The organism is Macellibacteroides fermentans (genome assembly GCF_013409575.1).
In the GTDB taxonomy this organism is placed as follows: domain Bacteria; phylum Bacteroidota; class Bacteroidia; order Bacteroidales; family Tannerellaceae; genus Macellibacteroides; species Macellibacteroides fermentans.
On the sequence record NZ_JACCCY010000002.1, the window covers coordinates 724,034 to 745,887 of the forward strand.

17 protein-coding genes are annotated in these 21,854 nt (G+C 38.2%); 14 read left to right on the forward strand and 3 right to left on the reverse strand.

Annotation, left to right across the window (positions count from 1 at the left end; genetic code table 11):
• A complete protein-coding gene (locus tag F5613_RS07995; protein ID WP_179399352.1) occupies positions 1-2,172 on the reverse strand; it encodes a tetratricopeptide repeat protein in 2,172 nt (723 codons plus the stop codon).
• A gap of 84 nt (positions 2,173-2,256) precedes the next feature.
• On the opposite strand from F5613_RS07995, the gene lepA reads away from it, so the two are divergent.
• From lepA to F5613_RS08020, 5 genes are all read left to right on the forward strand, one after another.
• Positions 2,257-4,044 carry a translation elongation factor 4 gene (lepA, locus tag F5613_RS08000; RefSeq protein ID WP_068178172.1) on the forward strand — a complete coding sequence of 596 codons (1,788 nt, stop codon included), beginning with the start codon at positions 2,257-2,259 and terminating at the stop codon, positions 4,042-4,044.
• Positions 4,045-4,635: 591 nt separating this feature from the next.
• Positions 4,636-5,328, forward strand: a complete 693-nt coding sequence (locus tag F5613_RS08005; RefSeq protein ID WP_179399353.1) for a hypothetical protein — start codon at positions 4,636-4,638, stop codon at positions 5,326-5,328.
• 13 nt (positions 5,329-5,341) lie between these two features.
• Positions 5,342-6,163: a hypothetical protein gene (locus tag F5613_RS08010; RefSeq protein WP_179399354.1), complete on the forward strand. Its 822-nt coding sequence runs from the start codon at positions 5,342-5,344 to the stop codon at positions 6,161-6,163.
• Between the two features lie 17 nt (positions 6,164-6,180).
• Entirely contained in the window at positions 6,181-7,101 is a 921-nt protein-coding gene (locus tag F5613_RS08015) for a hypothetical protein (RefSeq protein ID WP_179399355.1), read from the forward strand.
• Positions 7,102-7,355: 254 nt separating this feature from the next.
• Positions 7,356-9,092 carry an alpha-L-fucosidase gene (locus F5613_RS08020; RefSeq protein ID WP_179399356.1) on the forward strand — a complete coding sequence of 579 codons (1,737 nt, stop codon included), beginning with the start codon at positions 7,356-7,358 and terminating at the stop codon, positions 9,090-9,092.
• Positions 9,093-9,230: 138 nt separating this feature from the next.
• Here F5613_RS08020 and F5613_RS08025 read toward each other — a convergent pair whose 3' ends face one another.
• On the reverse strand, positions 9,231-10,061 hold the full coding sequence (locus tag F5613_RS08025) for a CvfB family protein (protein ID WP_179399357.1): 831 nt from the start codon (positions 10,059-10,061) through the stop codon (positions 9,231-9,233).
• 185 nt (positions 10,062-10,246) lie between these two features.
• On the opposite strand from F5613_RS08025, the gene F5613_RS08030 reads away from it, so the two are divergent.
• The 9 genes from F5613_RS08030 (at position 10,247) to F5613_RS08070 (ending at position 20,535) form a co-directional block, all read left to right on the forward strand.
• The gene (locus F5613_RS08030; RefSeq protein WP_179399358.1) at positions 10,247-11,074 is read left to right on the forward strand and encodes a polysaccharide biosynthesis/export family protein; all 828 of its coding nucleotides are present in this window, start codon (positions 10,247-10,249) and stop codon (positions 11,072-11,074) included.
• A gap of 28 nt (positions 11,075-11,102) precedes the next feature.
• Complete coding sequence (locus F5613_RS08035; RefSeq protein ID WP_179399359.1) at positions 11,103-12,680, forward strand: GumC family protein; 1,578 nt, start codon at positions 11,103-11,105, stop codon at positions 12,678-12,680.
• A gap of 3 nt (positions 12,681-12,683) precedes the next feature.
• A complete protein-coding gene (locus tag F5613_RS08040; protein ID WP_179399360.1) occupies positions 12,684-13,616 on the forward strand; it encodes a glycosyltransferase family 1 protein in 933 nt (310 codons plus the stop codon).
• Entirely contained in the window at positions 13,616-14,911 is a 1,296-nt protein-coding gene (locus F5613_RS08045; protein ID WP_179399361.1) for a lipopolysaccharide biosynthesis protein, read from the forward strand. The genes F5613_RS08040 and F5613_RS08045 overlap by 1 nt, the downstream gene beginning before the upstream one ends.
• A gap of 18 nt (positions 14,912-14,929) precedes the next feature.
• Positions 14,930-16,213, forward strand: coding sequence for a hypothetical protein (locus tag F5613_RS08050; protein ID WP_179399362.1), 1,284 nt, complete (start codon positions 14,930-14,932; stop codon positions 16,211-16,213).
• Complete coding sequence (locus F5613_RS08055; RefSeq protein ID WP_179399363.1) at positions 16,152-16,928, forward strand: glycosyltransferase family 2 protein; 777 nt, start codon at positions 16,152-16,154, stop codon at positions 16,926-16,928. The genes F5613_RS08050 and F5613_RS08055 overlap by 62 nt, the downstream gene beginning before the upstream one ends.
• A complete protein-coding gene (locus F5613_RS08060; RefSeq protein ID WP_179399364.1) occupies positions 16,925-17,992 on the forward strand; it encodes a glycosyltransferase family 4 protein in 1,068 nt (355 codons plus the stop codon). The genes F5613_RS08055 and F5613_RS08060 overlap by 4 nt, the downstream gene beginning before the upstream one ends.
• Positions 17,993-17,995: 3 nt before the next feature.
• A complete protein-coding gene (locus F5613_RS08065) occupies positions 17,996-19,102 on the forward strand; it encodes a DUF1972 domain-containing protein (RefSeq protein WP_179399365.1) in 1,107 nt (368 codons plus the stop codon).
• A 119-nt stretch (positions 19,103-19,221) separates the two neighbouring features.
• The gene (locus tag F5613_RS08070; protein ID WP_079681966.1) at positions 19,222-20,535 is read left to right on the forward strand and encodes a UDP-glucose dehydrogenase family protein; all 1,314 of its coding nucleotides are present in this window, start codon (positions 19,222-19,224) and stop codon (positions 20,533-20,535) included.
• Positions 20,536-20,846: 311 nt separating this feature from the next.
• On the opposite strand, the gene F5613_RS08075 is transcribed toward F5613_RS08070, so the two are convergent.
• The gene (locus tag F5613_RS08075; RefSeq protein ID WP_179399366.1) at positions 20,847-21,848 is read right to left on the reverse strand and encodes a Gfo/Idh/MocA family protein; all 1,002 of its coding nucleotides are present in this window, start codon (positions 21,846-21,848) and stop codon (positions 20,847-20,849) included.
• Positions 21,849-21,854: the final 6 nt, after the last annotated feature.

Sequence of the window (21,854 nt, forward strand, 5' to 3'; positions counted from 1 at the left end):
TTACAGAGATCCATCCATGCTATATCTTAGTTCGTCCAGCAACAGCGGAATATCCTGCTCTTCGATGCCGGCTGACAATAAGTCAGGTATATCCTGGGTAAACTGCTCCATAAATTTATGGAAATCGCCTCCATCAGCCTCTACAGCCATTTTGTAAAAGTGGATAGCCTCCTTCACATTCTGTAAAGCCCATTCCGTATGTCCGGCATTGAGCATATCCTGCAGAGAAGGCGCATTTCCCATAATCTTACCATAGTAGTTGCGGGCCTGTTCAAATTTGCCTGTCAGGAACGAGCACCATGCTATGGGGCGCCATGCCTTGTGACTTTCCGGATCGAGGTATTCTACCTTGAAATAGCACTTAAGCGCCTCGCTGAAGTTTTTAAGCTCAAGGTGGCAGTGACCGATACTGATTGTAACCGAAAGATTGTCAGGACTCAATGCTTCGTATCGCTGATAGTAACCCAATGCCTTTTCCGGTTGCTTCAAGGCTCGGTAACAGCCGGCAATCCGCCTTATAACCCATTTACTGTCGCTATTCAGCAGATCGGCATGCAGGTAAGCCTCCAGAGCTCCTTGCACATCCTCCTTCATCTGCTTGCAGTAGCCTATTTTCTGATACAGCTCTTCGTTATCCGGACTACTCAGCGCAAGGCGTTCGTACACCACAAGGGCATCATCGATGTACCCTTTACGCAGGTAATATTCGGCAATGATGGTGAGGCTTTCGTTGTCGGACAACAAAGCCTTGACCTGCGGCAGGTTATGGAAGTCCAGCTTCAGCGCAAACAGATCCAGAAAATCCAGGTGTCGCGGATGTATTTTAAAGAAACGATACAAATCCTGCACATACTGCCCCACAATATATTCGAACCGCTTGTCTTCCGGCATAAACTCCTCTTTACGGTCCTGAATCATTTCCATCGCCTGACTGTCAAACTGGGCCATCATCATCTTGCGGTGCTGTTCCGGCAATTGCATGATGCTGAAGTACAGCGAATACTTGTCGGAATTGCACATAAAAGACGAAAGCGCCATTGTTTCAAGCACATTATCAAACTCAGAACCTTTGCCGAAGGCCGAACCGAAAGCCGAATGATGGGGATCGAAAGGTAAAAACCAATTGCCCATTTCGCTGAAGAACGGAAAGCTTTTAAGGTGAATGAATGACGAGTGCATCACATCCGCCCCCTCCATCTGCAGTTCGGAAAACTCCTTCATTTTATTGCCGAACTCGCTGTTCTCAATCATATTCTGCCAATCGGGATTCATTTCGTCGCCCAACTGATCGATGGAAAAGTCCTGCATGTTTATTTTTTTATTCAGCTTGGGACTCATCTTCATCATTTCGGGAATAATCTCGTTCTGAATTTTCTGAGTAATCTTTTCGGTCTCCCTAGATAAGATAAAGCGCAGAATGATGGTGCGCAGTTCCTTAACAAAGCCACCCCGTTCGGCAAGAGCCTCCAAACGGTTGGATATGGCCGGATAAAATCCGATACGTTTGTGATATAAATAGAGCGTGATCAGAATCGCAATAAGCGCTCTGGCACGTACTTCATCCTTTCCGGACATGGCAGCATCGCAAAGCAGCAACACCTTCTCGTCATCAAAACAGGTCTGCAAACCCAATAAAAGGGCAGACACAATCTGGCAGCTGGCAGAAAAAGGAATCGTGTCGTCGGCAAAAATATCCCGTATATCACTTAACTCCTCTCTTGTAAACCGCCCCGAAAGCCACACCTGGTTAAATAAATTCAGCTGCAGTCCATCCACCTGCTTATAGTCGCTCACTTCCACAGCCGTTGTAAGCTCGTCGTGCAGCACACGATACGATTGAAGCGGCTGATAGGCAGCAATCCGTTTGCGGTCGAAGTAGATAACAGACGAGATCCTTAGTAGGAGCCTCATCTTTAAATCGTCCGCCAACTCGTAGGTAGATGCCATCAGATCGTTGTAAATCTTACTCTGCATCGGGTCTCGCATTCCTTCTACCCGGTAGCGAAGCATGTATTTATATGTATCGTGTAATTCAGTAAGTTTATCCTGCAGCGAATATTCTTTACTCTCGTAAATCAGCTTCTGCAAAAAATCAAAGGCATTTTTTAGTTCTTTGCTGTTCAGAGAACCCTCAATGCGGTTGTAGGCTTTATTTATTTCTTGTACTGTCATAGATTGTATTGTACAAATGGTATGCCAAATGTATGAAAATTTAGGTAATTTCTCTATCTTTGCAAACGTAAAAAATATTGGCAGATGAAAAATATCCGCAATTTCTGTATTATTGCTCATATAGACCATGGCAAGAGCACCTTGGCCGATCGTTTGCTTGAGTATACCAAGACCGTTGAGGGCAAAGATATGCAAGCCCAGGTTCTTGATAACATGGATTTGGAACGTGAGCGTGGCATAACTATCAAAAGTCATGCTATCCAGATGAAGTACGTTTATAAGGAGGAAGAATATATTCTGAATCTGATTGACACCCCGGGACACGTGGATTTCTCTTACGAAGTATCACGCTCCATTGCTGCGTGCGAAGGCGCTTTGCTTATTGTAGACGCGGCTCAGGGAATTCAGGCGCAGACAATCTCCAATTTATATATGGCTATTGAACACGACCTCGAAATAATTCCGGTTCTTAATAAGATTGACCTTCCCAGCGCGATGCCGGATGAGGTTGAAGATCAGATTATCGAATTATTGGGTTGCAAAAGAGACGAGATTATCCGTTCCAGCGGTAAAACCGGCGAAGGGGTGTACACCATCCTCGAACAAATAGTAGAACGGGTACCCTGTCCGAAAGGAGATCCGGAAGCCCCGTTGCAGTGTCTTATCTTCGACTCTGTATTTAATTCATTCCGTGGTATCATTGCCTATTTCAAGGTTGTAAACGGTGTGATACGTAAAGGCGATCTTGTTAAGTTTATTGCTACCGAAAAGGAGTATAATGCAGACGAGATCGGTGTATTGAAGTTAACGCCATCACCCCGCGACGAAATCAGAACGGGCGATGTGGGCTACATTATATCGGGCATTAAAACATCCAAAGAGGTGAAGGTAGGAGATACCATCACCCATGTTAAACGTCCGGCCAAAGAAGGAATTGCCGGTTTCGAAGAGGTTAAACCAATGGTATTTGCCGGTGTTTATCCTATCGACAGCGAAGATTTTGAAAACCTGCGTGCTTCGTTGGAAAAGCTTCAGCTAAACGATGCCTCCTTAACCTTCCAGCCGGAAAGTTCGGCAGCATTGGGATTCGGTTTCCGTTGCGGCTTCCTGGGACTTCTACACATGGAAATAATACAGGAGCGACTGGACCGCGAGTTTAATATGGACGTAATCACCACGGTTCCCAACGTATCGTACAAGGTGTTCGATAAAAAAGGTGTTTGTACCGAGGTGCATAACCCCGGCGGATTGCCCGATCCTACACAGATAGATCATATTGAAGAACCCTATATCCGGGCCTCTGTAATTACCAATACGGCTTACATCGGTCCGATTATGACACTTTGTCTGGGTAAACGAGGTATCTTGCTGAGACAGGAATACATCTCGGGCGACCGTATCGAAATCCATTACGACCTGCCATTGGGCGAAATTGTGATCGACTTCTACGATAAACTGAAAAGTATCTCGAAAGGATATGCCTCTTTCGATTACCATATCCACGATTTCAGAGAGTCTAAGCTTGCCAAGCTGGATATTCTGTTGAATGGTGAGCCGGTGGATGCCTTATCAACGCTTACGCACGTGGACAACAGCGTTACCTTTGGTCGCAGAATGTGCGAGAAGCTGAAAGAGCTTATTCCCAGACAGCAGTTCGATATTGCTATTCAGGCAGCGGTGGGAGCAAAGATTATTGCCCGCGAAACCATCAAGGCTGTACGTAAAGACGTAACCGCTAAGTGTTACGGAGGTGATATCTCACGTAAACGTAAACTGTTGGAAAAGCAGAAAGAGGGTAAGAAGCGAATGAAGCAGATCGGAACGGTGGAAGTTCCGCAAAAAGCATTCCTGGCCGTACTGAAGCTGGATTAATAATAAAAGAAAAGGATGTCATATGGCATCCTTTTTTTAGTTCGAATAATTTCGAAAAACATCTGTCATCTCTCATTTTTTGTCTCTAAACCCTCTGCCGAAGCGGAGTTTGCCCAATGATAGATGGTTGTGACGGATCCATTTCATTTGTCATCTGTCATCCCCAACCGCCTCCAAGAGATAAGTTCCTCCGCGATATTATCTTGTAATTTCATGCGAGAGTCTTAACCATTATAAAGGCAGATTAGGCTTTTTCTCTTAAGTCATTAACGCTTTTCATAACGATGATTAGTCGTTAACTCAAAGTATATTCTTCGTCTCTCAACTGAGTGATCATTGTCCTCCATCTGTGTGACTAATGTCCCTCAGTTGAGTGACAATGGTCACACAGATGGAAGACGAGTAAATGCAGGAATGAAAACAATTAATCTATCCCATGAACGGAGCTAATTATATAATAGAAAGTCAGTAAACCCCTAATACCTGTTTCATCATTAAGTATTTATTATAACTATTGCCACATCCATGAGAATAATATAAATTTGCAAAGAGACAGGTGGATGAATCGAGTTTTAAACTGTAAACAAGTATATGAAAAACATAATCCTGATTATTAATATAATGATATCCACTATTGGTTTTGATCAAAATGAAATATCGGGTTTTTATTCTATCGGTAGAGTTGCAAGAGGTATTGATTGTAACCTTTATTTGTATAATAATGGCAATTACTATATTGAGCTTTCTGAGTTTCTTTCAAATGATATTGTTTTCGCTGTAGTTTTATCGTATGGTAAATTTTCATTAGTTAATAAAGAAGTAATGCTTGTCGATGAAATTCATAACTTTAAAATTCGCTTGGTCGTAGACAATAAAGCCCTTATCGCAAAACAAGCTTTTAGCTTTTTAGTAAACAAGCGGTTTATTCGTAACGATTACGTTTATATGGAGGATTATGGGTCATATCGTTCCGATATAAATCCGCTACTGGTACAAAAGGAACATAAAAGCTATAACATATCTCATAATAAACTAATTCCTTTGTATCTGGGTGTATATGAGGATGGGCAAGGTTATAAGCTCTCCATACAACAAAACAACAAATATAAATTGGAATTCAAAGATATTGTTCTTTCCGAAGGAAAGTGGTGTAGAAATACTAACGAGCTGGAACTAAAAGACATAAATTTAAGATGCTCTTTTTACCTTCTAATAGACAATAAAAAGCTAGTTAGTAATTTGTTGCTTGGAGATTATAAAAGCTTTTTACTTATTTATAAATGAACGGTTAAACAAGATGAATAATGGAGATGTTATTTTAGTTATGAAAAAATACATTATCTTTTTACTGGCAACTCTTTGGGGATTTGAAACCCATGGGCAACAATTATCAATAGAATTGTCTGTGGAATGGAAAAAAGAAGAAACAGAGATCTATCATAGGTTGAATAGTCCCAGCACTCCATTTCTGAAAATTGTGTTTAATAATTTATCTAATGATTCAATATATATACCAAAGATATATAAAAATAAATATTATATACCTCAGCTTTCAATAGGTGGTATACTAGGAATAAAAAGTTCTGGAGATAGAATAGTTAATTTAATAAGGTCCATTTCTCTTGATACAAAATGCAATGTCTTTATTGGGGGTACGGGTTTTAATACTGTAGAATGGGAGGTTTTGCCTGATTCCGTAGATTACTATTCAGAACATGGATATGATGTAATTAATGAAATATTAGCTGATGTTTACAAGTATGTTTATCAACCGAAGGGAAATTTGACAGATATAAATGATTTAAGTCATATTATAACGGAAAAAAATATTATAAATGTATTGAAAGATAATTTTGTATTTTTACCTCCTAATTCTAAATATGTTGAATCTTATTCATTGGCAGGGTTTAAAATATTGGGGGGATGTTATACTTTTTTGTTAACAGGGAGTGAAATAAAAGACTTTGTACATTTCGGTCCAACTCGAGACCCTCAGTTGCAAGATTGGGTATATTATGACGTTATATTTCCGGATAAGATTAATAATTATCGTTTGTATAGAGGTGAATTTTATACCAATAAGGTGGATGTAACATTTAAAAAATCCCCGGATCTGTAGTCGATAAATAAAGTTTTATGAGAAAAGTTCTTTTAATCAATTTGCTTTTGTGGTTGTTTATAACAATTCATTCGCAGACTAAAATTGAGTTATGGGGGAAGTTCCTTCAGAATGGATTGCAAACTGAAGATTGGGTGTATGATGATTATGCTTGTTTCTTTTTGCGTGATTCTGTTTTATATACTTCATTGCTTCAGAAAGGTTTTTTATCGCAGATTGATCTGGGGAAAAAACATATTCAAAACAAATTAGGACCCATGCCAGCTATAAAAAAAGAGGGTGTCAGCGTTTATCCAATTTCTTTTATTCCTTATAGGGATGGTTTCCTGACTGTATATTTTAATATGGTTTATTTTATTGATAGTAACGGAAAAAAACTGTTTTTTAGGACTGCAGATCAAGAGACGATTGAGCAAATATTACCAGCAAAGTCGGGTAACATAATACTGCATTGTTCCACTTTAAGTGGATCAAAAATGGTTCTTATAGAGGGCTCTGGAGCAATTTTATACCAGTTGCCACTTGATCTTTATTATATACCAGGTTTTAGTTGGTGGCCCGAAGGTGATACTCTAAAAACAGAATATTTTGACATAAAAATAGAAGAGAAGAGGTTGCTTAAATTGAATGAAAAGGAACATGCTATTTTAGATAAATCCGGCGAACATGTAATCGGATACTATAATAATTTCTTTTTCCTCTTTTCTAAACACAGATCTAATAAATTAATTCTTAGAAACAGTGATACATTATCACAGATTAAGGAAATAACTCTTCCGGAAGAGGTGGCCCACTTGATTAAAAGGACAAGATCCTATAAAGAAGAAATGGAGTATACTCCAATGATGAGAATTATTTCTCTCAATAACAGCCGACACTTTATCGTTTTTTCGTGTGATGGCTTTTTGTATATGTATGCGTTAACTATAAATTGGTAATATCTCTTTTTTATTTGGCAGAGAGGAGGGCACAAATATACAAATTAGTACCTCGTAAATTTAGTCAGTGTACATCTATCAATAGAAAACCTGGAGTTGTAAGTGTTTCACCATTTGCCAATACTTAATTTACTAAAATCCTTTTAAAAGTAATAAATATTAGATTATTTCGTTAGTGTTATTATAGTAAGTGATTGTCAATCAGAAATAATCTATCAATATAAAAATGTGTATTTAACTTTATACTATAACGAATGAAAAAGTTTTTTGATATAATTGTATTGTGCGTTATTGTTATATTTATCTTTCCATCGTGTTCCAAAAATCAAGATTTTGATTTAGAGATTGAAACTGATAAACAAAAATGGTGGGATGAAGCTAAGTTTGGAATGTTTATACATTTTGGGGTGTATTCAGTTCCAGCAGGTCGATTTGTTGGTACAGATTTAGATGGGGTTACATATACCTCCAATGAATCTAGTACAGCAAATGGAGTTGGTGCTGAATGGCTTATGTTTACTTCAAGAATTCCAAGAGAAACATATAAACTATACGCAAATAGCTTTACTTGTAGTAATTTCAATGCTGATGAAATCGCAATGTTGGCTAAGTCTGCAGGAATGAAATATTTGGTTATTACAATTAAGCACCACGATGGATTTGTTATGTATCCAACAAAATTTACCGAATGGAATATAGCAAATAGTGCAGCTAAGGGGAAAGATATAATTAATGAAATTCAAAATGCATGTGTGAGAAATGGACTCAAATTTGGAGTTTATTTTTCTCAAAACATAGATTGGATGGCTGAAGGTTCTTATGGTGAAGTCCCGGAAATTAATGGATACTATGATGATCACTCAAAATATGATTTGTATACTGAGAATTTAATAAATGAATTTGTTAACAGATATCCTAACATTGATTTGATTTGGTGGGATGGATATCATGCAAATAGTAATGAGGTTGTTGCTAATTTATTTAAGAATGCAGCCCTTTCTGTTAGACCGAATATTATTTTTAATGATAGACTATACAGTAAACATGAAGGAGACTATATTACCCCAGAAATGAACCTCAATTTACCTATTCAAAAATTTCAAAGATTTGAATTATGCAACTCTATAAATAAAAAAAGCTGGGGATATAGCGAATCTGTTCATCAGCAGTATTATATGTCTGCTAAAGAAATTATAGTTAATTTATTGAGATGTATTCAATATGGTGGGAATATGTTGCTGAATGTTGGTCCAAAAGCAGATGGGAGCATTCCCCATTCGCAAACGGCTCCACTTAGAGAAGCTGGAGAAATAATTCATAAAATGGGGGGAGTATATAAGTCAAATAGTTTAAAACAATTGTATGGACAACATAATTGCATTTGCCGATATACGGAAGAAAACGGTCAAACTATCTTATATGTGACAAAAATGCCGGGTGTTGATGTTACTGAAATTAACGTGACCGGAATTAATAACAGTATTTCATCAGTAAAGACAAACCACACAGTGACTAAAGTTGGTAATACAATTACGATAAAGGGGCTTAAAGGTGATTTTGATACGGCTCGTATTCAACTGGTTGGTGAAATTGATTGCTATGATGCTGGGATTAACTTGCCTTGTGTTGGCGTGATTTCACCATTATCAGCCTATGCAAACGGAGAGTTAGGAGTAGGACTAGGGGATGAAGATCAATTTATGTATACAAATTGGCGTGGAAATTATTCAGGATCAATTGAATATATGTTTAATGTTATAGAGGAAAAATCCTATAAAATATCTGTTTATACTGCAGAAATGAGTAATTATGAAATTACAATTGAAATTGATGGAGTGAAATATCCTAAAAATATTTCTTTAGGATATCAACGTCATAAATCCACGATAATAGATGCTATAAGCTTATCAAAAGGAAGCCATGTAATCAAGTTAACAATATCTTCTGATGAAGAAAAGTGGGCTAATTTTTATGGAATTGAATTTGAATAAATAACAAGCTCTTATTATTGTAATGGATAAGAGTAAATTAGAATTAAAATTATTATAAACCTAACATACCGGTAATATTACCGGTATGTAGAAGTTTAAAATTTGAAATAACTATTATTTTGCAGAAGTATCTTCTGTCTATATAAGTCGTATACCTGTGGGTTCAATGGAGATAAGCTTCTTTTTGTACAATGCACCGATGGCTTGTTTGAAGCTCTTTTTGCTGCATCCAAACAGACTGTATATTTCTTCAGCAGGTGATTTATCGTGAACCGGCAGAAACCCGTTCTGAACTTTAAGTGCATCCAGAATAATACCGGCAATGCCTTCCACCTTTTCGTATCCAAGACGGGTAAGACTCACATCGATCTTCTCGTCTTCGCGTACCTCTTTTATATATCCTTTAAGATGTTCGCCTCTTTCCAGACGGCGGTAGATTTCGTTATGATATACGAGTCCCCAGTGCAGATTATTGATAATTACCTTGTATCCAATCTCAGTCTCGTCGGCCACCAACAGATCCACCTCCTGATTAAATTCATAAACGGGAGGTACATTATCCAGAAATTTATCCACACGGGCAGAAGCAACGATACGCTTGGTAACATGATCCAGATGTACATACACCAAATACCATTTCCCTTCACGCATGGGCATTTTTTGTTCGCGGAAAGGAACCAGCAGATCCTTCATAAGTCCCCATTCCAAAAAAGCCCCCATATCATTTACCGATTTACATTCCATCCACTGGAACTCACCAACAACAGCAAGCGGCTTTGCCGTTGTGGCAATAATCCGACCCTCGTTATCGTGATAAATAAAAACCTCTACCTCGTCGCCCGGCTTTACATTTCGCGGAACGTAACGAGCCGGAAGCAGAATTTCCAAATCGTCTCCGCCATCCAGATAAACTCCAAAATCGAGGTCTTTTACTATTTTCAGTGTGTTATATTTGCCTATTTCAACCATATACGAATTCTTTTGTACAAATGTACGTATTAATTCACGATTCCTCCTCTGGATTAGTGCTAAAATTAGTTTTAACTGCGGCAATATATCAAAAATTGCATCGTTATATAGGTTGTAAAACGGTTAACGATGTTTAAAAACCGTTTATAGAAATCAATATATCCGACTTAATTAAATGAACTGATATGAATTTGAAATTAGCACCGTTCGCTTTGTGCCTTTATGTGCTTTGCGCGTGTTCGACACCGAAAAACATTACCTATTTTCAGGATTTGAATAATCCGGATAAACAATCCATCACGCAACAAAACAATCAGTTTGTACCCCGAATTTGTGTAGGTGATTTACTTACGATAACCGTTTCGGCCCTCGATCCGGCAGCTGTAGCACCCTTTAACCTGCCTGTAGTATCTTATCCAAAGCAGACCGAACAGATGTTTAACGGAACCAAGGAGATAGGAACATCGCAGGCCATGCAAACCTATACGGTAGATTCGGAAGGAAATATTAATTTTCCCGTAGTTGGAAAATTGAAGTTGGCCGACAAAACGAAACAGGAGGCTGTGGATTTGTTGGAAAATAAAATCTCCGAACTGGTAAAGGATCCTATTGTTAATATCCAGATTATCAACTTTAAAGTAACCGTATTGGGCGAAGTTTTAAAGCCTGGAACCTATCCGGTTAATTCGGACCGGGTAACAGTTCTTGATGCTCTGGGATTAGCCAGCGACCTTACGATTCACGGCAATCGTACCAATGTAAAGGTTATTCGCGATAATAATGGAAAACAGGAGGTGGTTACTTTCGATTTAACAAAATCTGATTTCTTTTCGTCTCCCTATTTTTACCTGCAACAGAATGATATCGTATATGTAGAACCTAATGATAAACGAAAAACACAGGCACGCTATAGCCAGACAGACCAAGTGGATCTTTCCGTAATAACGGCAATAACCTCTTCTATCTCTGTGATAGCCAGTGTGATTGTCTCCATTATCGCAGTAAATAAATAAAAGATATCAAATTTAAAATATATTAAAGATGGGAAATTTTTCCTCCGACAAGATAGGACAGCTCTTCGCTTCTCTTACGAAGAAGGATGTAAGAATGTACAAGTATGGCTTCTTTTTACTGCTGGTTGTAATTTTTGCCTTGTCTGTAGTTTACATAATGATTACAACTCCGGTATACCAAATACAGGCCAATGTGCTTATTAAGGATGAAGCCGAGAAAAGCAGTGCGGGTATGTCGTCCATGCTTAAAGGCTTTTCGTTTGGCGGGTTTCTGAGTGCTGGTGGCGGCAGTGTGGATGATGAGTTGTTGCTGATGAATTCTTATTCGCTGGTAAAAGATGTGGTAAAAGAGTTGCAGTTGAATGTGTCTTATACTTCGACCGATTTTGTTAAGAAGACAGATTACTATGGAAAGACCCCTATCCAGCTTGTTTTTTCTGATAGCCTGGCATCTTCTTTTCTTAAAAACAAAATTTCCTTTAAACTGACGTCTGCAGGTACAGGTAAGATCAAAATTATTGCCAAACAGGGATGGTCTAAACTTCGTGAAGTTACCGTATCTCAATTTCCATATGAACTGAAGCTGGATGAGGGTACTTTCCGATTCGAAACAACCCCTCATTTCTCGTTCAATACGTTTAAGAACCTGCGGATCAACTTTAGTGGATACGACTGGACCACCGAATCCTTCCTGAAAAGCCTGGTTATTAAGATTGCAGAGAAAAAATCCAACGGTATCTACCTGGCTATTCAAGAAACCAATGTGCAACGAGGTAAGCATTTTCTGAATAAAATAATCGCATTGTATAATGACAGAGGTATCGACCAGAAGAATATATCGGCTCAGCGCACCGCCTCATTTCTTGAGGAACGTATTGCTTTGAATTCGAAAGAACTGTCGGATGTGGAACATTATATTGAAAAGTTTAAAAAAGAAAACAATATCACTGATATTGAGGTTGAGGCTAAAATCCTGATAGAAAAGAATGGCGATTTTAAGGAGAAGTTAATCGACTCAGAGATTCAGTATGCTACAGTTCAGCTGATAGAAGACTTCCTCAAAGCTCCGGAAAACAGATATGCCATGGCTCCGCTGAACCTTGGTATTACAGAGAAGACAGCTGCCGAAGGACTTCAGCAGTATAATAACTTCTTGCTTGAAAGAGAAAAGTTGCTTCAAACAACCAAGGGTGACAACCCGGCTGTATTGATGCTTAACAAGCAGATCGATCTGTTACGCGAGAATGTGCTTGAAACATTTAAAAGCATCAAAGCGGGTTTCGATGTGGCTAGAAACGACCTTAAAAAACAGGAAAGGGAATTTATCTCACGTATTGGCGATATGCCAACCCAGGAACGTTTGTATCTGGACATAAAACGTCAGCAGGTAATTAAATCGGAACTTTACCTGTTCTTACTGCAACAAAAAGAAGAAAACGCGATGACAATGGCACGGTCTATGCCACGGGCTCAGATTATCGATGCAGCTTACAGTCTGCTTGACCCGGTAAAGCCCAATCCTCTGTTTGTGTTTTCAATTGCCCTGATCATTGCCTTCTTTATTCCGGTAATAGTTATTGCCTATAAAGTGTTGGTGAAAAATTAAGATATGAGGCTTATTATACCAAAGATAAGTAATTTTCATCATGTTTCACTGTATGTGTGCGACGAGTTTATCAGTACTATAGACGCATTACAGGTTGGTGAAATCTGCTCTACCCATAGGGTATTGGACAAGCTGTTGCTAAAATATCTGCAATATGGTTCGATGCCCTCATGGAACAAGAACGGTTCGGCATGTTTTTCTATTGCAATGGGGATTGATTCCATCCCGGGAGTGAATACCCTATTGCAATCAAATCTCCGTATTTTGTATTTGTTTGATGCCTGGCCGGACAAACATACACGTATCGAAAAAATAGTTAAGCATTTGAAGATCGATTTGCTGTTGGTAAGTTCGTCGCAATCGGCTTCCATGTTACAAGTACGTCTGCCCCGCACCAAAGTATTGTTTTGTCCGGAGGCATGTAAAGTTGAGGAGTATAAATGCAAGCCGCTTATTGATAGAAAAATTGACCTGTTGCAGTTGGGTAGGCGTTACGAACCTGTGCATAAAGCTTTGATAACAGATTCGGGTCTTAATTATTTGTATCAAAAAGAATCAGGATCACTTACTTTCGCCTCGCAGGATTTATTGAAGCAAGGATTTGCCGATTCGAAGCTATCCCTTTGTTTTCCTAAAACGATGACCCATCCAGTCGAATCCGGTGGCGTAGAAACGGTTACAAACCGATATTTCCAATCTATGGCATCTAAATGTCTGGTTATTGGTAAGGCTCCACAGGAGTTGATGCAGATATTCGGCTATAATCCGGTAGTAGAACTTGATTTGAAAGATCCGTTGGGGCATGTAAAGAAGATCCTTGACAATATGACTGATTACGAGTCGTTTATAGAACATAATTATACCATATTAAAGAGAGATCATACCTGGTTGAACAGATGGTTGTTTATCCGGAATGAAATAAATAAATTATCCTGATGCAAAAGATACAAACGGACATACTTTGGTTATTTGGCGCAAAAGGAACACTTTTGTTGGCTAATTTTGTCGTAATTTCGATTACACTGGATTTGCTTTCAACAAAAATCTACGGAGTATGGATAACATTATATACTACAATTTCCTGGCTTAGTTTTTTTGATTTAGGTTTGGGTAACGGCATGCGAAATCTTTTTGCCGTAAACAGAGCCATAGGTAATCAGGAAAAAAACAAACAGCTTGTAAGTACTTCCTATATTATCGTTCTGGGTATAGCCCTTATTTTGCTGATAGTGGGATTGCCGTTTGTATACTATGCAGATATTGCCCGATTTTTTAATATAAGTGATATCGCAATTCCTGATTTAAGATGTGTTTTGTCTTTATTAGTAGTTGTAACGTCCTTGCAGTTAATTACTAAATTGATAAATTCAATTTTTCTTGCCGATCAGAAACCGGCGCTCTCGTCACTTATCGATTGTTCGGGAGTTGTTTGCTCGCTTCTGCTTTTATTTATTTTAAAAGACAGGCTGGTTGGGAGTTTATTTAACCTGGCACTGATTATTACACTTCCAACATTCATTATCTCTTTTATTGTTACGCTTTTTGCCTTTAATAAGAATTATAGAAAGTTAAAGCCTTCAATGAAGTATTTCAATTTAAAGATCAGCAATAAATTAATAAATCTGGGACTTCGGTTTTTTCTGATTCAACTGTCTGCATTGATTATATTGCAGGGAAGCAATATAATTATTTTAAAATTTATCGGGGCTGAAGAGGTATCGGTCTTCAGTCTTGTTTACAAGTATTTTAATGTTATTGTAACTGTATTTACCCTTGTTCTTACTCCCTATTGGAGTTTCTTTACCGATTCGTACGCAAAAAATAATTATAACCAGCTTAAACAAGGATTCAAACAACTGCTTATTTCATGGCTGGCAATCAGTATGGTTGGGGTTGTGATGTGGATTGCATTGCCCTTTAGTTTCAAGATATGGTTAAATCAGGAACTGGATATTCCGGCCTATTTACCAGTTTCGCTGCTATTGTTTTCTATTTTCAGCAACTTGGGATCTGTGTTTATCTATTTTTTAAACGGAACAAGTAGTTATTTGAATTTTCAGTTGGTGATTGTTCTGGCTTTTGCGGCTCTGCTATATCCGTTAAGTGCCTATCTGTTGCCTACTTATGGTGTGTTAGGTGTTGTATTTACGATGTTTTTTGCAAATTCTTACGGCGTTCTGTTTGCTCCTTATCTTTCTTATAAGGTGTTGAAGAGAATGAAGTCTAATTAATGTTGTAACAGCCAATATATGATAAAGATCTTAGATATAGAGAAAGCGATATTAATGTTAATTCTGTTCTCAATTGCGATTTTGGGATATGAGGTTCAATTTATGTCTTATGTTCTGTCGGCAATCGTAGTTGGATACTTTATGTTAAAAGGTGAATTGCAGTTAAGTCGGTATGGGGTATTGATTCCATTGATTTTATTATTGATACTAGGGACGAGGATAGGTACCGGATTCCGGCTTGTTGATATTGTGAGAGATTATATCTATTTCTCGTCGCCAATGTTATCTTTCTTATTGGGAGTGATTCTGTATAAACGAATTTCGTTGCAAAAGCTCATGATTCTTTTTGTTGCTTTCGGTACAATTTATTCTCTTTATTACTTATTACAATCAACGCTTCAGTTTGGAAGTATATTCATTTCAGACACTTACGATACCCGTTATTCCATTGGTACGGGAACCCCTCTGCCAATGATGGCTCTTTTCTTCACTATCTTTTTTTACAAGGATATAAATACAGTATTTCGAAATCATTATCTGCTTTTGGGTATTATCCTGTTTAATGCAATTGTAATGTATTATTTTGCTTCGAGGGTTTATTACTTTTCATTTTTAATATTCATTTTACTGTATCTGTTTTATGCTTTCGTTGCAAAGTATAAAAAAATCGGGCTTATTCTTTTCTCCGGAGTCTTTGTTATATTGCTTCTCCTTATCTATCAAATGATAAATGGTGAAGGTTTTGTAGCCGAAAAGATGCGGAACTCGTTGGACGAAATGTTTATTCAGGAATTCGATGGATACGATTCTGTAATAAATAATTGGCGTGCCTATGAATTATTTGAGGCATTTAACACAATGATGCAAGGCTCTACTCTTAATAAAATACTGGGTTTTGGATTTGGAAAATTAGTGCATTTGGAAATGGAGTTATTGTTGCCGGGCATTGAACTGGATTACATTCCAATATTACACAATGGATTCGCTTATGTAATGGTTAAGACGGGAGCAGTGGGTATTTTTATCTATGTTCTATTTGCCATAAATTTACTGTTAAAATCAAGTAAACGAATCCATATCAGCCCGGAAAATAAAACGGCCTTCATCTTATTATTGGCCACTATCATCGCTGTTTACTTTACAACCTTGGTCGTTAATGGATTTTTCTCCGGTGAATCATTTTTCATGCTCCTTTTTATAGGATATTTATACGAATTCCTGTTCAATAATACTAAATCTGATGAAAATAAGCATAATAATAGCAACGTTCAATGCGGAATTGAGATTAAGCAGGTGCCTTGATAGTATCATTTCTCAAAAAACGGAGGAGATAGAACTGCTGATTATAGATGGTGGTTCGGTGGATGGAACTCTCAAATTGATAGATTCCTATAAAGACTTTATTGATTTCGTTTTAACAGAGAAAGATAACGGAATCTACGATGCTTGGAATAAAGGTATCAGGCAGGCAAAAGGAGAGTGGATTATGTTTTTGGGAGCAGACGACCAGTTAATGCCGGGCGCATTGGGCAAGTATCTGCAATTTATCCGAAGTATGGAGGGAAAGATATGCGATTATATCTCTGCGTGTATTAATTATTGCAATGCCGACGGGCGATTGATTAAAGTGATCGGCAAGGCTTGGAAGTGGAATGAGTTTAAGGACAAAATGACTGTGGCTCATGTTGCCTCATTGCATAATCGTTCTTTATTCAATCAGGTGGGATTATTTGATACTAGCTATAGAATATGCGCCGATTACGAGTTGTTAATGCGAAAGAGAGATAAGTTGGCTGCAACTTTTTTCAGTGAGATTGTTGCAAGCATGGAGTCGGGCGGGGTTAGCTTTAGCACTGCTGCAATAAAAGAAACCTGCCGTATCTGTAATTATCACAACGAGAATAGCTTCTTGAAGAGATGCTATCTGTTTATGCGTAAACATACCGAATTTTATTTTTTTATCTTAAAAATGAAGCTTCGTAAGCTATTGCATTTTAATTTATATGCTGGGTTATGAAAAAAATTATCTTTTTTCACCTCTATAACGATATCAGTGGAAGTCCCCAGGTTTTATCCTCTGTAATTCGGGGAATTAAATCAAAGGGGTTTGATGTTGAGTTATATACTTCCCATACGGATGGGTTTCTGTCTGGTATTGAAGGTGTAAAATACCATACATTTTCCTATAAATGGACGACTAACCGCTTCCTGACTTTTTTACGTCTCATATATGCTCAACTTTATATGTTTATTGCCGCCTGCCGGTATAACCGCGACGAGGTTGTTTTTTATATTAACACAATTTGTCCGTTTGCTCCTGCTTTAGCCGGTCGTCTTAAAAATATACCGGTTGTTTATCATGTTCACGAAGTGTATGTTAAACCGAACCTATTGCATAAAGTCTATTTTTGGATGTGGAAACGACTTTCTTACTATACATTTTTTGTGTCGAAATATGTTCAAAATCAGTATGACAGAGAATCTTTACAAACTAAAGTGATTTATAATGCCTTATCTAAAGATTTTTTGGATAAGATGATTCCTAAAAAAGAGGCGACTGAGAAAAGGAATATACTTATGATCTCGTCTTTAAAGGAGTACAAAGGATTAAAACAGCTGGTTAAATTGGCCGAAATAATGCCTGAATACAGGTTTCGCCTTATTGTGAATAGCGACAGCCGATCTATTGAATCTTTTTTTGAGACTATTCCCGGCAACCTCATCATTTTGCCGGCACAGAAGAATGTTCATCGTTATCTGAGTGAAGCCGACGTGTTACTTAATCTTACTATTCCATCGTTGTGTATTGAAACCTTTGGATTAACAATCCTGGAGGCTATGGCATATGGAATTCCTGTAATTTGTCCTCCGGTAGGCGGACCGTTGGAATTAGTTGACAACGGACAGAATGGATTTCAAATAGATTCACGCAACTTAGACGAAATGAGTAATAAAATACGTTATATAACTAACTCGAATGATTACAATAGGTTTTCTAATAATGCCAAGAGAAAATCGGAATGTTTTAATGAGGAGGCGATGATTACTTCAATAGAAGAACAATTAAAAAAACTAAGCTGACATATGAAGATAGCCATTTTAGGAACCAGGGGTATCCCGAATAACTATGGAGGATTTGAGCAATTTGCCGAATATTTATCGGTTGGATTGGTTGAAAAAGGACATGAGGTTACTGTGTATAATCCTCATTTTCATCGTTGTCCTGAAGAAATGTTTCATGGTGTAGCTGTCAGATATATATATAATCCCGAATTGTGGATGGGTGCTTCAGCACATTTTATCTATGATTTTCTTTGTCTTAAGGATGCTTTGAAAGAAGGTTTCGATGTTATTCTTGAGTGCGGATATCATAGTAATGCACCATCTTATTATTTAATGAGAGGAAGAATAAAGCCGTTGTTGGTAACCAATATGGATGGTCTGGAGTGGATGCGCAGTAAATGGAACCGGCCTACCAGGTGGTTGATCAGGCAATTGGAAAAATTAGCCGTCAATAAATCGCACCTTCTTGTTTCCGACAACAAAGGAATCCAAAATTATTACAAGAATATTTTTAACAAGGAGTCGGCTTTTATTCCTTATGGGGCTGAACCTGTATTAAACTTCGATAAATCTCATCTTCAGCCATTTTCGTTGAAAGAACAAGCCTATTATTTGCTTATTGCCCGCATGGAGCCTGAAAACAATATCGAAACAATTTTAGATGGCTATTTAATTTCTAAACAAACTGATATTCCATTTATTGTTGTTGGAAATGTTGAGAATAAGTTTGGTAACTATCTGAAACAGAAATATGCCGACACATCAATTCGATTTGTTGGTAGTATTTATGATAAGCATGCATTAGATTCGTTAAGGCATTATGCATCGATCTATTTTCATGGTCATTCTGTTGGAGGAACAAATCCTTCATTGTTGGAGGCAATGGCCAGCCAGGCGTTTATTATTGCACATGATAACGAATTCAACGGATCAGTCTGCGGAGAAAATGCCTATTACTTTACCTCGAAAGAAGATGTTTCTTCTTTAATATTAGCCAATAGAGATGGTGATGATATGGAGAGAAAAAAAATGATTCAACAAAATTTTCGCACTGTGTATCAGGATTATTCATGGAATCATATTGTGGAGAGTTATGAGAATTTATTTATGTGCGGAATGCAATTTTAATTCTGATGAAATAATTAAAAAATGCATGAGAATTTTATGTAAGATTCTTTTTCTGAAAATACGGTTGAGTAATTAATTTATATTACTTTCGCATTGACTTATTTAATTTGAATAAACCTATGAAGATTGCGATTGTTGGTACCGGATATGTAGGCCTAGTTACTGGAACATGTTTTGCCGAAATGGGAACGGATGTTTATTGTGTTGATGTGGATACTCAAAAGATTGAGAATCTGAAAAAAGGTATCATTCCCATCTATGAACCCGGTCTGGAGGAGATGGTTAAACGCAACTATCAGGCCGACCGACTTCATTTTACAACCGAACTTAAAGATTGTTTGAATGAAGTGGAAGTCTTGTTTAGTGCAGTAGGTACTCCTCCGGATGAAGATGGAAGCGCGGATCTTAAATATGTGTTGGATGTAGCCCGTACCATCGGACGCTACATGACCAAATACTTACTGGTGGTTACGAAAAGTACGGTACCTGTGGGAACAGCACAGATTATAAAGCAAACCATTCAGCATGAGCTTGATCTTCGTGAAATGGATATTCCGTTTGACATTGCCTCTAATCCAGAGTTCTTAAAGGAAGGAACTGCTATCAGCGACTTTATGAGTCCCGATCGCGTGGTTGTTGGGGTTGAGACAGAAAGGGCGGAAGCACTGATGACCAAATTGTACAGACCTTTTCTTCTGAATAATTTCCGTGTTATATATATGGATGTGCCCTCTGCTGAGATGACAAAGTATGCTGCCAATGCCATGCTTGCAACTCGTATCAGTTTTATGAATGATATTGCAAACCTTTGCGAAATCATTGGCGCGGATGTGAATATGGTTCGTAAAGGCATCGGTACGGATGCACGTATCGGCAGCCGATTCTTATATCCCGGATGTGGATATGGAGGGTCTTGTTTTCCTAAAGATGTTAAAGCTTTGGTGAAAACCGGGTTGGTAAACGGATATCCAATGCGAATTCTGCAGGCGGTTGAAGATGTAAATGAGTCGCAGAAAACAATTTTATTCGATAAATTGTATAAGCACTATAACGGAGATTTGAAAGGAAAGAAAATAGCTTTGTGGGGACTTGCATTTAAACCCGAAACCGATGATATGAGAGAGGCGCCTTCGTTGGTGCTGATAGATAAGATGGTAGATGCAGGATGCCAGGTTACTGCTTATGACCCGATAGCGATGACTGAGGCAAAGCGCAGAATTGGCGATAAGGTGGATTATGCTAAGGATATTTATGATTCTGTTGTTGATGCCGATGCGCTTGTATTGGTTACTGAATGGAAAGAGTTCAGAATGCCTTCATGGAATGCCATCAGGAAGTTAATGTCTGTTCCTCTCGTTATTGACGGAAGAAATATCTACGACAAGACCGAACTTGCCGAAAATGGATTTATATATTATTGTATCGGCAGATAAATAGTACGGTATATTGAAATAAAAAAAGGTTTATAATACAATCATGTAATTATAAACCTTTTTTATTATAATGCTGAACTGCACTGGCTTTTTGTCTTTATCTGATTCTTCAGTGCGCATCCGCTACATCCTGAACAGGGATTTTCAGGATCCCGGGGCGTAGTTATTGTTTTATATAATTTCCATCCTACATATGCCACAGTAAGGATTCCTATGATTAATATGCCGATTTCTTGCCACATATCGTTTAATTTTTTAATATAACATCTTATAAATTCTCAATGTTCTCTGTTTTAACAATCTTGCTCTTTTTACAATGTCGCTTTGTTATAATAGGGGGATAGAATTTCTTCTATCAGCCGTGTTACCTCTGCGGCATCGTGTAAAGCTTCGGCAGTATACTGCCCTTTAAGAAGCTCTTCACTAACTTTTTCAATCATCGGAGCTTCCACAATGGCTGGTTTTCCAATGTCGTAGACTTGCTCTTCCGTTTTTGTTTTCACCACGATGGGGGTCATGTCAAAAATGGAAAACTTCAGCGTACCTTTTGTGCCGATAATTTCAATGCAATCTTCCGATGCCGGCGAAGGGGCGGCAAAGTACCAGATGGCTTGGGCCGTTACACCCGATTCAAATTGAAATATGGCATTTACGTAATCTTCCGGATCATACAATCCTCCTTTATTAAGAACTATGGATCGGTGACTGCTTATCGGACCGAATAGAAACAGCAGCATGTCCAGCTGGTGTGATCCCATATCGGCAAAGTAGCCTCCTCCGGCTTTGTTTACATCTAATCTCCAGGGCTTTTCCTTGTTGTAATCATCAGGAAGAGGGGTTCTGATCAGACTGAGCGATACATGCTTTACCTGTCCGATTGCCTGGTTTTGCAATAAATCTTTCACCTTGAGGAAGTAGGGTTGTTCCCTTCTGTAATAGGCTACATATAACGGTGTATTGTATAGGGCAGAAGCTTCTATCATTTTTATACACTGGCCGTAATTTAGCGCCATCGGTTTTTCAACGTATACGGGCTTACCCTTCTTGAGGGCTTCGATGGTGAGTTGAGCATGACTGTCGGGCGGGGTTGCAATGTAAACAGCTTCCACTTCCGGATCATTAATCAGACTGGATGCGTTATCGTACCATTTCTGAACATGGTGTCTCTTTGCATAATCGGCGGCCTTGACTCCGTCTCGTCTCATCACGGCGGTAAGTGCTGTGTTAGGTAATGTGTAAAAAGCCGGACCGCTTTTCTTTTCGGTAACGTCGCCACATCCGATAATTCCCCAATGTATACGTTTATTCTCCATCTTTAT

Excerpts from the sequence above, each read along its gene's own strand:
- F5613_RS08010 (WP_179399354.1), top strand. The coding sequence starts at position 5,342 with ATGAATAATGGAGATGTTATTTTAGTTATGAAAAAATACATTATCTTT.
- F5613_RS08005 (WP_179399353.1), top strand. The coding sequence starts at position 4,636 with ATGAAAAACATAATCCTGATTATTAATATAATGATATCCACTATTGGT.
- F5613_RS08040 (WP_179399360.1), top strand. The coding sequence starts at position 12,684 with ATGAGGCTTATTATACCAAAGATAAGTAATTTTCATCATGTTTCACTG.
- F5613_RS08050 (WP_179399362.1), top strand. The coding sequence starts at position 14,930 with ATGATAAAGATCTTAGATATAGAGAAAGCGATATTAATGTTAATTCTG.
- F5613_RS08075 (WP_179399366.1), bottom strand. The coding sequence starts at position 21,848 with ATGGAGAATAAACGTATACATTGGGGAATTATCGGATGTGGCGACGTT.
- F5613_RS08045 (WP_179399361.1), top strand. The coding sequence starts at position 13,616 with ATGCAAAAGATACAAACGGACATACTTTGGTTATTTGGCGCAAAAGGA.
- F5613_RS08070 (WP_079681966.1), top strand. The coding sequence starts at position 19,222 with ATGAAGATTGCGATTGTTGGTACCGGATATGTAGGCCTAGTTACTGGA.
- lepA (WP_068178172.1), top strand. The coding sequence starts at position 2,257 with ATGAAAAATATCCGCAATTTCTGTATTATTGCTCATATAGACCATGGC.
- F5613_RS08025 (WP_179399357.1), bottom strand. The coding sequence starts at position 10,061 with ATGGTTGAAATAGGCAAATATAACACACTGAAAATAGTAAAAGACCTC.
- F5613_RS08060 (WP_179399364.1), top strand. The coding sequence starts at position 16,925 with ATGAAAAAAATTATCTTTTTTCACCTCTATAACGATATCAGTGGAAGT.
- F5613_RS08055 (WP_179399363.1), top strand. The coding sequence starts at position 16,152 with ATGAAAATAAGCATAATAATAGCAACGTTCAATGCGGAATTGAGATTA.
- F5613_RS07995 (WP_179399352.1), bottom strand. The coding sequence starts at position 2,172 with ATGACAGTACAAGAAATAAATAAAGCCTACAACCGCATTGAGGGTTCT.
- F5613_RS08065 (WP_179399365.1), top strand. The coding sequence starts at position 17,996 with ATGAAGATAGCCATTTTAGGAACCAGGGGTATCCCGAATAACTATGGA.
- F5613_RS08035 (WP_179399359.1), top strand. The coding sequence starts at position 11,103 with ATGGGAAATTTTTCCTCCGACAAGATAGGACAGCTCTTCGCTTCTCTT.
- F5613_RS08030 (WP_179399358.1), top strand. The coding sequence starts at position 10,247 with ATGAATTTGAAATTAGCACCGTTCGCTTTGTGCCTTTATGTGCTTTGC.
- F5613_RS08020 (WP_179399356.1), top strand. The coding sequence starts at position 7,356 with ATGAAAAAGTTTTTTGATATAATTGTATTGTGCGTTATTGTTATATTT.
- F5613_RS08015 (WP_179399355.1), top strand. The coding sequence starts at position 6,181 with ATGAGAAAAGTTCTTTTAATCAATTTGCTTTTGTGGTTGTTTATAACA.